We start from the raw sequence: 13,947 nt of genomic DNA on the forward strand, positions 1-13,947 counted from the left end.
TTTTACTTTGGCAACGAATCAGCATTGCCATGAAAAAGCGGTAGGGTTTAATGAGAGAAACGAACTGTCGTTGTGATGCTATTCTAAGCCCCTCCCTGTTGGGCAGGGGTTGGGGTGGGGTTCCCGCCAGCCAACGCCTCCAGGCGGAGCGTGACGGCGCGGGCGTGGGCGCGGAGGCCTTCGGCTTCGGCCATGGTTTCGACTACGGGACCCAGGTGGCGCAGGCCTTCGGGGGTGAGGCGCTGGAAGGTGATTTTCTTCAGGAAAGAATCCAGCGACACGCCGCTATAGTTGCGGGCGTAGCCGTTGGTGGGCAACGTATGGTTGGTGCCCGAGGCGTAGTCGCCGACGGCTTCGGGCGTAAGGTGGCCCAGAAACACCGAGCCGGCGCTGGTGATGCTCTCGGCCAGCTGCTCGGGGTTGCGCACGGCCAGAATCAGGTGTTCGGGGGCGTACTGGTTCGAGAAGTAGAGCATTTCCTCCGGAGTACGCAGCAGAATGGCCCGGCTTTCCGTCAGGGCCTGAGCAGCTACTTCGGCCCGGGGCAGCTCGCGCAGCTGCCGTTCTACCTCTTGCATTGTCCTCTCCAGCACCTCCGGCGAATCCGACAGCAAGATAACCTGGGAGTCGGGGCCGTGCTCGGCCTGGCTGAGCAGGTCGGCGGCCACGAAGGCGGGGCTAGCTGAGCTGTCGGCAATGATGAGCACTTCGGACGGGCCGGCCGGCATGTCGATGGCCACGCCGTAGCGGGTGGCCAGCTGCTTGGCGGCCGTGACGTAGCGGTTGCCGGGCCCGAAAATTTTGTCTACGGCCGGTACCGATTCGGTGCCCCCGCTAAGGGCGGCCACGGCCTGGGCCCCGCCGGCTTTCACAATGGTGGTAATGCCGAGCAGCTGGGCCGTGAACAGGATAACCGGGTGTACCGAGCCATCCGGCTGCGGGGGCGTGCAGAGCACAATATCGGGGCAGCCGGCCAGGCGGGCCGGCACGCCCAGCATAAGCAAGGTGCTAAACAGAGGCGCCGTGCCGCCCGGAATGTAGAGGCCCACCCGCTGCACCGGCACCGCCCGGCGCCAGCACGTCACGCCCGGCATGGTCTCGACGCGTTCCTCCTGGGGCACCTGGGCTTTGTGAAACCGCAGAATGTTGGCCTGGGCCTGGCGAATGGCAGTTTGCAGCGCGGCCGGCACCTGGGCCGCGGCCGCCGCTAGCTCCTCCGGCCCCACGCGCAGGCCCTGGGCTAGCTCCACCCCGTCGAAGCGGCGCGTGTAGTCGAGCAGGGCCGCGTCGCCGCGCTGGCGCACATCGTCGAAAATCTGCTGCACGCGCTGCTCCACGTCCTGGGCCTGCTGCTGCATGGCCCGCTGCTGCAAAGCCGCCCACTCGGCCTGGGCTGGGTAGTGAATAAGTTGCATCTAGGTTAGAAGTGAGATGTTAGAAGCGAGAAGTGAGACTTGGTTCGGCGTCAGTAGGGCGAAGCATGCAGTGTAGTAAAACGATTCTCACTTCTCATGTCTCGCCTCTCACTTCTCAACTAATCATTTTCTCAATGGGCAGCACCAGGATGCCTTCGGCGCCGACGGCTTTGAGCTGGCCGGTGATGTGCCAGAAGTCGTCCTCGTTCACCACCGACTGCACCGACACCCAGCCTTCCTCGGCCAGGGGCGTAACGGTGGGCGACTTGATGCCGGGCAGCAGGGCCTTTACCGCGTCGAGGGCGGCTGCGGGGGCGTTCAGCAGGATGTATTTGTTGCGGCGGGCCCGGCGCACGGCCTGCATCCGAAACTGCAACTGCTCCAGCAGCTCCCGCTTCTCGGCCGTCAGCTGTTGGTGGGCAATGAGCACAGCTTCGGAGCGAAACACGGTTTCTACCTCGCGCAGGCCGTTGCCGAGCAGCGTGGAGCCGCTGCTCACAATGTCGCAGATAGCCTCGGCCAGCCCGATGCTGGGGGCAATTTCCACCGAGCCGCTGATGGTGTGCAGGTGGGCCTCCACGCCCCGCTCCCGCAGGTAAGCGCCCAGAATCTGCGGGTACGAGGTGGCCACGTTCTTGCCGTGCAGGTCCGCCACCGAGTCGTAGGCGGCGGCGCGGGGCACGGCCAGGCTCAGGCGGCACTTGCTGAAACCCAGGCCTTCCAGCTCCAAGTGGGGCAAACCAGCCTCCACCAGCACGTTCTGGCCCACGATGCCCAGGTCGGCCACGCCATCCTGCACGTAGCCGGGAATGTCGTCGTCGCGCAGGTAGAGGATTTCCAGGGGGAAGTTGGTGGCTTCGGTTTTGAGCTTGTAGGACGAGCTAAGGAAGCTAATGCCGCATTCCCGAATCAGGTTCAGGGAATCTTCGCTGAGGCGGCCCGATTTCTGGATGGCCAGACGGAGCATGTCTAATTAATTAAAAATTAAGAATTAGGAATTAAAAATTGGCCGGTGGTTGGGCCGCTTAATTCTAATTCGGAATCGGGTGGTGAGGGCAGGGAGCAGACCCAGCGTTGGGGGTGGCCATGTGCTGGCCGGGCCACCGGTTTGCGGGGGCCGGCCAGCCACGGTGCGGCTTGCCCAACGGGGTCAATATGATGCGTGCATTCCTCTAGAAAGAGGAATGATGCCCGTGGTGATGGTGATGCTTCGGCTGCTGCGACGCGCACAGCCCGGCCTGGCGGCGGCCCGCTGCGGGGGCGGCCGGGTGGCACTGGGGGCTCAGAAAAAGCGCGGAGCAAAGCATACGGGGCTGGCGGATAGCGGGGCAAATGTACACCCCGATCCGGAAGATGAAAATTTTTCGGGAAGAATTTTACTTTGCCTCCCCACCTTTACGTTTCCGATGCCCCGCCACTGCAAAGTTGGCATTATTGTTTCAGAAACCGCCGAAGCCTGACGCGGTCCGCTGCTTTCCTTTCTCACGCCTCTTGCCTATGCGTTTTGCCCGGTTTTCAGCCCGTTGGGGGCTGGGAGTAACTATCCTGCTGGCCTGCTCGGCCCCAGCCTGGGCCCAGAGTCCGGCCCCGACCAGCCCTGCTCCCCAGGAGCCCACGGCCACCCCGGCGGCCCCTGCTGCCCCGGCCAGCGGGCAACCGGTGCAGTTGCCTTTGCCCCAGGCCAGCCCGCGCGCCGTGGTTACCCAGACCTTCGGCCTGACGGAGGTAACAGTGGACTACCACGCGCCTTCCGTGCGGGGCCGGACGATCTGGGGCAACCTGGTGCCCTACGAGCAGGTATGGCGGGCCGGAGCCAACGAAAACACGCTCATCCGCTTTTCTACCCCGGTGCTGCTGCGGGGCCAGACCATTCCGGCCGGGCAGTACTCGTTTTTTGTGGTGCCCCACCAGGAGCGGGAATGGGAGCTGGTGCTCAACCGCGTCACCACCCACTGGGGCACCGAGGGCTACCAGGCCGCCCAGGACATCGTTCGGGTGCCGGTGATGCCCGAAACGGCGCCGTTTCACGAGAACCTGCTGTACTGGTTTTCCGACATCAAGCCCACCGGCGCCCACCTCAACCTGACCTGGGAAAAGCGCACCCTCACCCTGCTTATCGAAACCGACGTGCACAACCAGGTGCTGGCCGGCATCGAGCAGGTGCTCCAGCAAAACCCCGGCAACTGGCAGCTGCTGGCCCAGGCCGCCGACTACCTGGTGCAAAACAACCTCCAGCCCGAGCGCGCCCTCACTTACATTAACGAGTCCATCAAGCTTCAGGACGCGGCCACCAACAACTGGATTAAGGCCCGCCTGCTGGCCCAGCAGCAAGACTTCGGCACGGCCATCGTGTACGCCCGCCGGGCCATCAAGCTCGGCGACAAGGAAGACACTGCCTTCAAGTCTCAGCTGCCCAACATGCGCATCGCCCTCACCGAGTGGCAGGCCAAGGCGTACTGAAGCGGCGAGGCTGCTACCTTTAGCTGCATGGATGAGTTTCTGCGGGTTTGCTCCGCCATTCAGCCCTTGTCGGCGCCGCTGGAGGCAGCCCTGCGCCAGCTGGTTCGGCGGGAACCAATAGCGCCGGGAGAACAGCTCCTGGCGCCCGGCCAGACGGCGCAGCGGCTTTACTTTCTGGAGCAGGGCCTGGTGCGCGGCTTTTACTTGAAGGATGGCAAGGAAGTGACGTCGTGGTTTATGCGGGACGGCGACTTCGTGATTTCGATTCTGAGCTTTCTCTCCCGCCAGCCATCCCAGGAATATCTACAGGCCCTAACGGCGGGCGTGGTGTGGTCGTTGGGGTATGAGCAGCTGCAGCAGCTGTATCGGCAGTTTCCCGAGTTCAACTTTGTGGGCCGGGTGCTGACGGAAAAGTACTACGTGCTTAGTGAGCGGCGGGCCCTGCACCTGCGGATGCTGTCGGCCACGGAACGCTATCATCTGCTTTTGCAGGAGTTTCCGGACATTTTTCAGCGGGTGCCGCTCAAGATGCTGGCTTCCCACCTGGGCATTACGCCCGAAACCCTGAGCCGCTTGCGCGCCCGCCGTTCTTGACAAATGTCAAGCGCAATGGCCGGTAGAGAGCTGACTTTTGGAACATGGTTTCACCCTCATGTTCAATGTCATGCCTATCTCCCCGTTTCCATTATCCGTGTCAACCGTGAGTGAGCTGAATTGGAGCCCGCCACCCCTGCTCACGGTTATTTTTGGCGCCTTTGCATTCTGCTTCTTGCTGGAGCGCCTGGTGCCGGGCTGGAAGCTGCCCCACGTACCCACGTGGCCCCTGCGGGTACTCACCATCAACCTAGCCCAGCTGCTAGTGGTTGTGGTGGCGGGCCTCACCTGGGAAAAGTGGTTTTCGGCGTACTCGCTCCTGCACGTGTCGCGCTACCTCGAGCCGGTAGCGGGCGGACTGCTGGCCTATGTGGTGGCCACGTTTGTGTTCTATTGGTGGCACCGCTGGCGCCACACCCAGGATTTTCTGTGGCTGCATTTCCACCAAATTCACCACAGCCCGCAGCGCCTCGAGGTCATTACCTCCTTCTACAAGCATCCGCTGGAAATGACCGTCAACTCGCTGATTGGCGGCTTGCTGGTGTACACGCTGCTCGGACTGGATCCGGCGGGTGGCGCCGTCTACACGCTGTGCACGGCCTTGGGCGAGTTCTTCTACCACACCAACGTGCGCACGCCGCGCTGGGTCGGCTACATTTTCCAGCGGCCTGAGATGCACCGCGTCCATCATCAGTACCAGCAGCACAGCCACAATTACGGCGACCTGGTCGTCTGGGACTGGCTGTTCGGTACCTACCGCAACCCCGCCACTTTCCAGGCTACCTGCGGCTTCGACCCGGAGAAAGAAGAACAGCTTGGCTCCATGCTACGCTTTCGGGACGTGCATAAAAGCTAACTGCCAGGCAGTTTTCGCGTCGTAGCCGCATAAGCCCACTTAGTTGACCACAGCTGCCAGCTGAGATTTTCAGGACGCAAACACATCATAACTCGCCTTTAACTCCTGCTGCTCGTGTTACTTTCGTTACTTTCTCCATTCCTAGCATTCCTGACCATTGGGCTATGGTTCACGCTCATAAAGAAGAGGTTAGGCGTCAATTTGCCTCTGCCAACGGCCACACTCTTATCCCTAGCTCTTGCACTTATCAATAACGTAATCGGGCATTTCTTTCCTCCTAATGGCATACTGCTAACCCCGGCGGTTGTGAGTGCCGCAGCGTGTCTGATTGGCACTGCGGGGCCTGGGGGAAAGTCCATTACAAAAGTGTTCCTTATTGCCTTTGTAGTTTCTGTGCACGACGTAGGCACAAAACTGTACGCTGGAGGAACTCACGATGCGGAGGGATTTGGCTTTATGTTCCTTTTCCTGCTCTATGGACTGATTCCCTCCTACCTCATGCTCATCATCTTACTGATCCGAGACCGACAAGAAACTCTCTTTAGTAGAATAACAGCCATCCTTTTGTTTCCTGTGCTGCTATTTGTCCATCTGCATTTTTCTAACGGGCTGGGAGCTGGCCGCCATTACGATTCCCTTTTTAGCTACTGATGTTACCAGGAGCCGACCTTGCGTAAATCCTCACTTACTCGTTACCCCTAAGACTCCACCTCAAAACCTGGCAATAACCCGCAGGTTGACGAGGCGGCGGGAAAGGAAGTTAGGCACGGCGTAGGTGCGGGCGTTCAGGTCCTGGATGTAGCTGTAGCCAGCCAGGTTATTGGCGCCCAGCACGTTCAGGATTTCCAGGCCCAGCCAGAGGCTTTCCAGCTGGCCGGGGCGGCGGGTTTGCTCATTACCCGTGTGCAGGCTCACCACCTTGGAGAAGCCTAGGTCGACGCGGCGGTAGGCGCGCGTGAGGCGGCTGGTGCCGCGCAGCTCCGGCAGCGTGGGCGGGCTGAAGGGCAGCCCCGTCCCGAACACGAAGTTCACGTAGCCCTTCACCGAGGGGTTGCCCGGCAGCTGGTCCTGGAAAAACGCCCCGAACGTGACGCGCTGGTCGGAAGGCCGGCGAATGAAACCCTTGGACTCCCGCCCAATCAGCTGGCCATCGGCGTCAAATACACTCAGCGAGTCGGCGGTCAGGTTTTCGCGGGTAGTCAGCACGCCCAGGCTGAACCACGATTCCACGCCGGGCACAAACTCCCCGCTCACCCGCGTGTCGAGGCCGGCGGCGTAGGCCTTGGCGTTGTTGCGGGCAAAGTAGCGCAGGCGCACGTTGTCCACGTCGTAAGGGACCACGTCGGTCAGGTACTTGTAGTAGGCCTCGGCCGTTAGCTGGAACGGCCGATTGCGCAGGCGGAAGCGCCGCTCCTGCCCCACAATAAGGTGGTAGGAGCGTTGGGCCCGCAGCTCCGGGTTCAGCACGCCCTGCTGGTTTTGCGGGGCGCCGGCCTGGGCGCGCAGCTCCCGGTAAAACGGCGGCTGCACGTACACGCCGGCGGCAGCTTTCCAGGCTACCTGCGGGCGGCGGGCCGGCCGGAATGCATACTGCAGGCGGGGGCTGAAGGTGGTCTGCCCATTCACGGTCCAGTGGTGCACGCGGGCCCCGTAGGTGAGCGTGCGGAGCGTGTCGAGCTGCCAGGTGTGCTGCACGTAGCCCTGGAGGCGGGTGCTTTCCAGGTCCAGGCTGGAGCGCAGGCGGGTGCGGCGGGCATCGGGCACGAAGTCGGCCGAATCCACGAAGCTGTACTCGTTCAGTACATCCTTGATCTGCTCCCGCCCGGCCTTAAGGCCCCAGCGCACGGCGTGGCGGAGGCCGGGCGTCCAGGTGCCGCGGGTTTCCAGCGTGGCCAGCAGGGCCGTGAGGTTGTTGCGCGAGTGGTCGAAGCGCGCCCCCACGTCGCGCTGGCGGATGGGCAGGTTGAAGTCGGGCGAGTTGGGGTCCCGGTTGATGTCGGCCAGGCGGTAGGCGGCTTCGACGTCGCGGTACTCAAACTCACGCGAATAGAGCAAGCCGGCCAGCAGCTCGGCGCGCAGGGTGGGCCGCAGCTCGTGGCGTAGGCTCAGGCCGCCCTGGTAGGTGTCGTACTGCATTCGCTCCCGCCCCTGATAGCCAATATTGAGACGGCTGAGCTGGTTGACCGCCGTGCTGAAGGTGGCCTCGCCGCTTTCGGGGTTGAAGCGGAAGTCGTTATGGGCCACCGTGTTCAGCAAACTTAATGTAGTGCGCTCCAGGTTGCTTTTCGGGCCCAGGGCCACCGTAATCAGGCTTTGCGCGTCGTAGAAGGTGGGGTTGAAGCCGCCTTGCTGCTGGCGCAGGGTGCGCAGCACGTAGGTGGCGTTTTTGTAGCGCACCCCGGCCAGGTAGCGCACCCGCTGGTTGGGGGAGGCCGCCTCCACGTGGGCCGTACCGCCCACCAGGCTGCCCGTGGCCGAGGCCGCAAACCGCGTGGGCTGCTTGTACTCAACATCGAGCACCGACGACAGCCGGTCGCCGTACTTGGGCTGCCAGCCCCCGCTCGAAAACTCCACCCGGTTCACCAGGTCGGGATTCACGAAGCTCAGCCCCTCCTGGGCCGCCGCCGTCACCAGAAACGGCCGGTACACCTCGAAGCCGTTGACGTAGACCAGGTTTTCCTCGTAGTTGCCGCCCCGCACCGAGTAGGTGCTGGTCAGCTCGTTGGTGCTGGCCACGCCGGGCAGGGTTTTCAGAATGGCCGTGAAGTCGCCGAAGGGCGAGGGCAGCTCCTTGGCCGCGCGCGGGTCCAGGGGAATGATGCTGACTTGCTCGCGGGTGTCGGCGGCGTCGGAGCGGCCGCGGATGGTTACGTTGTCGAGGGCCCGGGAGTCTTCAAGCAGCGTGATGCTGAGTTCCCGCTGCTGGTCCAGGTCGAGGGGCAGGCGCTGGGTGGCGAAGCCCAGGCGCCGCACCACCAGCACGGGCGGGCGCCCGCCCAGCGGGCGTACCACGCTCACGGCAAACCGGCCCCGGTCGTCGGTGCTGGTGCCGCCGGGCAGGCCCTCCACTCCTACCGCCACCTGGCCCAAGGGCTGGCCGGCGGCGTCCAGCACCGTGCCCGTTACCAGCACGCGGGCGGCCTGCTGGGCCACGGCCACGGGCCGGAAGGGCGCAGCCAGCAGCGCCGGCCCGGCCAGCACACTGGCGCGCAGAGCCAGCCGGAGCAGCGGCGCTTGGCTTAACAAGGGCAGAAAGGGCCGCATGGGCTAGCGGTAGTCGGGGGGCGGGGGCGCTACCAGGGCCGACAGCTGCTCCCGCATCTGGGCCAGCGTCGCTACCGGGTCGGGCGAGTTGAACACGAAGGAGCCGGCCACCAGCACGTCGGCACCGGCTTCCACCAGGGCGGCGGCGTTGTCGAGGCTCACGCCCCCATCAATTTCAATCAGGGCCTCCGAGCCGCTGTCCACCAGCAGCTCCTTGAGGGCCGCCACTTTGCGCAGGGTGTTCGGGATGAAAGCCTGGCCGCCGAAGCCAGGGTTTACCGACATCACGCACACCAAATCGAGGTCGGCGGCCACTTCTTCGAGCACCCACACCGGCGTGTGGGGGTTCAGGGCCACCCCGGCGCGGCAGCCCAGCTGCTTGATTTGCTGCACAACGCGGTGCAGGTGGGGGCAGGCTTCGTAGTGCACCGTGAGGGTGGTGGCGCCGGCGTCGCGGAAGGCGGCCAGGTAGTGCTGGGGCTCCTCAATCATGAGGTGCACGTCCAGGGGCTGGCGGGCGTGGCGGTGGATGGCTTGCAGCACCGGCAGGCCAAAGGAAATGTTGGGCACAAACCGCCCGTCCATCACGTCGCAGTGCAGCCAGTCGGCGGCGCTGCCGGCCAGGCGCTCGGTTTCGGATTGCAGGTTGCCGAAGTCGGCGGCCAGAAGCGAAGGCGCCAGCAGCGGCGCCATACGACGGGTTGGGTTCATGCTGCGAAGGTAGGAAATAGCCTCGGGATGAGGTAGCTGCCTTGTGGCGGGCCGCTACCCTCGGCTGCCGGTTTTTGCCCACTGAAAACGGCACCACATGCAAAAGCCCCTGACGCCAACGCCGGCGTCAGGGGCTTATTTTATAGTCGGGCGGCAAAGTTTGCCGCCCGCTGCTTACTTGGCTTCCTTTTCCCAGACGCGCCAATCGAGCTTGCCGTCTTCGGTTTTACGCAGAAACACGGTCTGGTCGTCGTCCTGGCGCTTGCCGAAGGTCACGTCGCCGCGGCAATCCAGGCATTTCAGGGAGGTGTACTTGAACTTGTCCTGGGCCACGCGGGCGGTGAGGTCGAGGTTGTCGGAGCCGCAGAGGCCGCACTTGGCCACGTCCGGGAAACTCAGCCGGTCATACTCGGCCACAACTTCGTGAAAATTGGCACCCTGCACGGTAAAGTGAAACTGCCGGCGCCCCAGGCGCTTGGTGACCATCATTTGCAACATACGGGAAGAGAGAAAATGGGCTGTTAAGCTGAATCAGGTGGCTAAAATAACACATTCAGCAACAAAAGGAGTCCGCCAAAGCTAAATAATTACGCAATTCGCTAATTACTTTAGCCAATATCTTCTAATCCTCTTGCCAACAACGAACTAGAGCTTCAAAAACCGTATCGTGCGCTGCTCCCGCCCCGCCGTAACGATGCAGGTGTAGGCGCCCTTAGACAAAATGCCCGGCTGCAACTGCACTTCTGAAGCAGTAGTGGGAGCCAACTTCTGCTCAGCTACCAGGCTGCCCCGGCCATCGTAAATGCGCACCAGCAGCGGCTGGGCCCGGAACGGGGCGCTCAACTGCAAGTACAGCTCGTTGTCCTTGGTGGGGTTGGGGTAGATGTACAGGTCGGCGCGGGGCGCCGGGCCGGCTACGGGCAGCGGCGTGCCGGGATTGGCCAGGTTGTAAGCTCGCCCGAAGTTGGGCACGCCGTAGCCCACTTCGTCATCGGGCGCGGTGGCGCGCGTGCCCGAGCGTTGGAGCAAGCTGATGACCTGCTGGGCCGTGAGCCGGGGGTTAGCCTGCCAGAAGCCCGCCGCCACGCCCGCCAGCACCGGGCACGCATACGACGTTCCGTTGCCGCGCACCACCGCGCCGTCGGGCGTCAGCACGGCCGTTTGCGCGCCCATGGCGGCCAGGTTGGGCTTGATGCGCCCGTCGGCAGTGGGCCCGCGGGAGCTGAAGCCGGCGTAGGTGGAAAGCGAATCCACGGCCCCCACAGTCAGAATAGAATCGGCGTCGGCGGGGGCAAGGATGTAGCGCCACTGATGGGCGCCCTCGTTGCCGGCGCTGTTCACCACCAGCATGCCCACACGGGCCGCCACGGTGGCCGCCCGCGTCGAAATGGCCGTGCGGCCGTTCAGGTCGTTGTAGGTGTAGTCAATCGACGGATAGTCGAAGGTGCTGTAGCCCAGCGAGGAGCTGATAATGTCCACCCCGGCCGAATCGGCCCGCTCGGCGGCCAGCAGCCAGTTCATTTCCTCCACCGGATGCTCGGAGCCGGTGTCTTCGGTGATGAACAGGTGGTAGCTAGCCTTGGGCGCCGTGCCCACGAACAAGCCCGGCTGGTCGGCCGCCAGCACCGACAAGCACCGGGTGCCGTGCTGGTCGCGCTGAAAGACGTTGGCTTGCTTATCCACGAAGTTGAAGGTGCTGGCCAGGCGCTGCTCCTGCCGCAGGTGGGCGAAGGGCGCGGCCTGGTCGACGCCGGGAAACCCACTGTCGAACACCGCAATGTGCAGGCCTTCGCCCCGGAAGCCGGCCTCGTGCATCTGCAAGGCCCCTACCTGCTGGTTTTGAGCGTAGGCCGCACCGTACTGGGGGCGGGTGCCGCGGCGCAGGTCGGGCCGCTGCTCGGCAATGCCGTGCTTGCGGGTGCCGGGCAGGCCGCGGTTGAGCGTGCGCACGGTTTTCACGCAGGGCAGGGCTTGCAGCCGGGTGAGCGTGGCCGAGTCGCAGGCTACCACGGCCGCGTTAAACCAGCGCGAGGTGTACCACAGCTCGGCGCCCGGCACGGCCTTTACCTGGGCCACGTAGCCGGGGTTCACGGGCAGGTCGCGGGGCTGCACGGCAATGCCTTGGCGCTGCCGCCGCTGCACGGCCCGCGCCGACAAATAGGCCTGGGGCTGGGCTAGGCTGTAGGGCGAATTCGCCTTGTCCTGAAAGTAGAGCAGGTGCCGGCGGACGGTGCCCGTCGGCCGATTCGAGGCTGGGGGCGGGTCGTGCGGACGCGTGGGGGCGGCCAGTGCCGCCGGCGCCCACAGGCTGGCCAAGAGAAGAAGCCGGGGGAAGTGCATAGGTATCACCAAGTCGCCTGGTAAGCAGGCGGAAGTTACGCAGGATTCCAGGAGAATTGCACTTTTCTGCCGAGCATCCGGGCCTGTTCAACGAGCAAGCGGCTGGCCCTACCCAGAACCAGCCGCTCGTAAAGCCTCTCTTTTCTTGCGGCAGCCAGGCTACCGGCCGCTTTCCACCAGGATTTCGCTGCGCGACTGGCCCTGGTGAATGTAGGTGGGCCGGGGCACGCAGGTAGGGTCGTTGCTGCAAAACGTGAAGCGGCGCCGCACCCGGTACACCGGCCCCACGCCCTGGGCAAACACGTCGCGCCGGATGGTGGCGTAGAACGCGTTGACGTCGTAGCGCACGTCGTTGATGGTAGTTACGGTGTTGGGGTACTGAAACTGCCGGCCGTTGCTGCTGACGGTCAGGGGCCGGCCCACGTGCACGTACAGGCGGTTTTCGGCCTCAATGGTGTCGAGCGTATTAAAGGCGTTCAGGTTCCAGACTTTGCCTTCTTCCACCGGAAACACCAGCTCCACGGTGCGGCGGTTGTTGCGCGCAAGCAGCACGTGCTTGGGCGTGGCCGTTACGGTAAACACACTGTCGAACTGCCAGCTGTCGGCCGGGGTGGCGCGGCGGCTGCGGATGATGCGGTAGGCCGGCTGCCCGGTGGCGTCGGGCTCCATCTGCGCATCTACCTGCTCCCGAAACTGGAAGCGGCTCACCGTGGGCACGTTGGCCCGAAAGGTGGTGTCGGCTACGTCGTAAATGCGGTACGAGCCCAGCTCCAGCGGGTAGTAGCTCTGGCCCTGGTCGGGGGCGGGCTCGGTTTCGGTCTGGCAGCTGGCCGCCAGCAGTCCGGCGCCAGCCAGCAGCAACTCCGCCACCTGCTTAATGCGGCGCGGGGCTTTCGTAATCATCATTGAAACGTAGGAATGGAACATATATTCAGGCCTTATACATGAGAATGTAGCGCGTAAACAGTGAATGCACTGCTAATCGGGCGTGGTAGTTTCTTCAGCCAGCAAGATACGCAGGGAACAGCCACCGCAGTTTGTCAACGGCCAGCTTCCGGCTAGTGGTATACCGGGAGCTGGCCGTTGAAAGAAACCACCTTAGCCAGCCGCGGCCACGGCCGCCGAGGGCTCGGGAATCTCGCCGATGGTGTGGCGCTCAATCCAGCCCCCGCCCAGCACGTCGGGCCCGTCGTAGAACACGGCGGCCTGGCCGGGCGTGACGGCGTGCACGGGCGCCTCGAAGTAGACGTAGATTTTGTCGCCGTGTTGCTCCAGGAAGGCCGGGGCCCCGTCGTGGTTGTAGCGGATTTTGGTGATGCTGGGCACCAGCCCGCGGCCTTCCAGCGTGGCGTACTTGCCCATGTTGAGCTTGCCCACCACCGTGCGGGTGCTGGCCAGCTCCTCGAAGTTGCCGAGCACCACCTGGTTGGTATCGGGGCGGATTTCGGTGACGTAGGCCGGGAAGCCCAGGGCCACGCCCAGGCCCTTGCGCTGCCCGATGGTGTAGAACGGGTAGCCCTCGTGGCGGCCCACCACGGTGCCGTTGCGCAGCACAAACTCGCCGCCGGCCACGCGCTCCTCCAGGCCCGGCACCCGGCGCCGCAGAAAGCCGCGGTAGTCGTTGTCGGGAATAAAGCAGATTTCGTAGCTCTCGGGCTTGTTTACCAGCTCCGTAAAGCCCCGTTGCCGGGCAAAGTCGTAGATGGCCGTCTTGCGCAGCTGGCCCAGCGGGAACAGCGTGCGGGCTAGGCTCTGCTGGGTGACGCCCCACAGAGCGTAGCTCTGGTCTTTGTTGTCGTCGAGGCCCTTGCTGATGACGTAGCGGCCGTTTTCATGGCGCACCTGGGCGTAGTGGCCGGTGGCAATAAACTCGCAGCCAAGCTGGTCGGCGCGGCGCAGCAGGGCGTCCCACTTGATGTGGGTGTTGCAGAGCACGCAGGGGTTAGGCGTGCGGCCGGCCAGGTATTCTTCGGTGAAGTTGCTGATGACAAAATCCCCGAACTCGTCGCGAATGTCAATGATGTAGTGCGGGAAGCCCAGGTCCACGGCAATCTGGCGGGCGTCGTTGATGGAGTCCAGCGAGCAGCAGCCGGTTTCCTTTTTGCTGCCGCCCGCCGAAGCGTAGTCCCAGGTTTTCATGGTCATCCCGACCACCTCGTAGCCTTGCTCGTGCAGCAGCACCGCCGCCACCGAGCTGTCGATGCCGCCGCTCATGGCAACCAGCACCCGTCCTTTCGAAGTTTGCATAGTAACTGAAAAAGCGCCCGAAGCGTGAAAGGTTCCGGCCGAATACGCAAAGGTAAGGGC

11 protein-coding genes are annotated in these 13,947 nt (G+C 63.7%); 3 read left to right on the plus strand and 8 right to left on the minus strand.

Annotated elements, in window-relative coordinates; all coding sequences use genetic code 11:
- Positions 1–83 precede the first annotated feature (83 nt).
- Positions 84–1,415: a histidinol dehydrogenase gene (gene hisD, locus OIS53_RS04445; RefSeq protein ID WP_264681190.1), complete on the minus strand. Its 1,332-nt coding sequence runs from the start codon at positions 1,413–1,415 to the stop codon at positions 84–86.
- Between the two features lie 115 nt (positions 1,416–1,530).
- Entirely contained in the window at positions 1,531–2,382 is an 852-nt protein-coding gene (gene hisG, locus OIS53_RS04450) for an ATP phosphoribosyltransferase (protein ID WP_264681191.1), read from the minus strand.
- 530 nt (positions 2,383–2,912) lie between these two features.
- Between hisG and OIS53_RS04455 the strand changes: the two genes are divergently transcribed.
- From OIS53_RS04455 to OIS53_RS04465, 3 genes are all read left to right on the plus strand, one after another.
- A complete protein-coding gene (locus OIS53_RS04455) occupies positions 2,913–3,875 on the plus strand; it encodes a DUF2911 domain-containing protein (protein ID WP_264681192.1) in 963 nt (320 codons plus the stop codon).
- Between the two features lie 27 nt (positions 3,876–3,902).
- A complete protein-coding gene (locus OIS53_RS04460; RefSeq protein ID WP_264681193.1) occupies positions 3,903–4,469 on the plus strand; it encodes a Crp/Fnr family transcriptional regulator in 567 nt (188 codons plus the stop codon).
- Between the two features lie 70 nt (positions 4,470–4,539).
- Entirely contained in the window at positions 4,540–5,325 is a 786-nt protein-coding gene (locus OIS53_RS04465) for a sterol desaturase family protein (RefSeq protein WP_264681194.1), read from the plus strand.
- A 711-nt stretch (positions 5,326–6,036) separates the two neighbouring features.
- Here the strand turns inward: OIS53_RS04465 and OIS53_RS04470 are convergent.
- From OIS53_RS04470 to mnmA, 6 genes are all read right to left on the minus strand, one after another.
- A complete protein-coding gene (locus OIS53_RS04470) occupies positions 6,037–8,589 on the minus strand; it encodes a TonB-dependent receptor (RefSeq protein ID WP_264681195.1) in 2,553 nt (850 codons plus the stop codon).
- A gap of 3 nt (positions 8,590–8,592) precedes the next feature.
- Positions 8,593–9,282, minus strand: a complete 690-nt coding sequence (gene rpe, locus OIS53_RS04475; RefSeq protein ID WP_264682301.1) for a ribulose-phosphate 3-epimerase — start codon at positions 9,280–9,282, stop codon at positions 8,593–8,595.
- Between the two features lie 192 nt (positions 9,283–9,474).
- Positions 9,475–9,798 (minus strand): hypothetical protein, encoded by a 324-nt coding sequence (locus tag OIS53_RS04480; protein ID WP_264681196.1) that lies wholly within the window; start codon positions 9,796–9,798, stop codon positions 9,475–9,477.
- Between the two features lie 147 nt (positions 9,799–9,945).
- Positions 9,946–11,640, minus strand: coding sequence for a S8 family serine peptidase (locus OIS53_RS04485; RefSeq protein WP_264681197.1), 1,695 nt, complete (start codon positions 11,638–11,640; stop codon positions 9,946–9,948).
- Positions 11,641–11,799: 159 nt separating this feature from the next.
- Entirely contained in the window at positions 11,800–12,546 is a 747-nt protein-coding gene (locus tag OIS53_RS04490; RefSeq protein ID WP_264681198.1) for a hypothetical protein, read from the minus strand.
- Positions 12,547–12,738: 192 nt separating this feature from the next.
- A complete protein-coding gene (gene mnmA, locus OIS53_RS04495) occupies positions 12,739–13,887 on the minus strand; it encodes a tRNA 2-thiouridine(34) synthase MnmA (RefSeq protein WP_264681199.1) in 1,149 nt (382 codons plus the stop codon).
- Positions 13,888–13,947: the final 60 nt, after the last annotated feature.

The organism is Hymenobacter sp. YIM 151500-1 (assembly GCF_025979885.1).
Taxonomy (GTDB): Bacteria; Bacteroidota; Bacteroidia; order Cytophagales; family Hymenobacteraceae; genus Hymenobacter.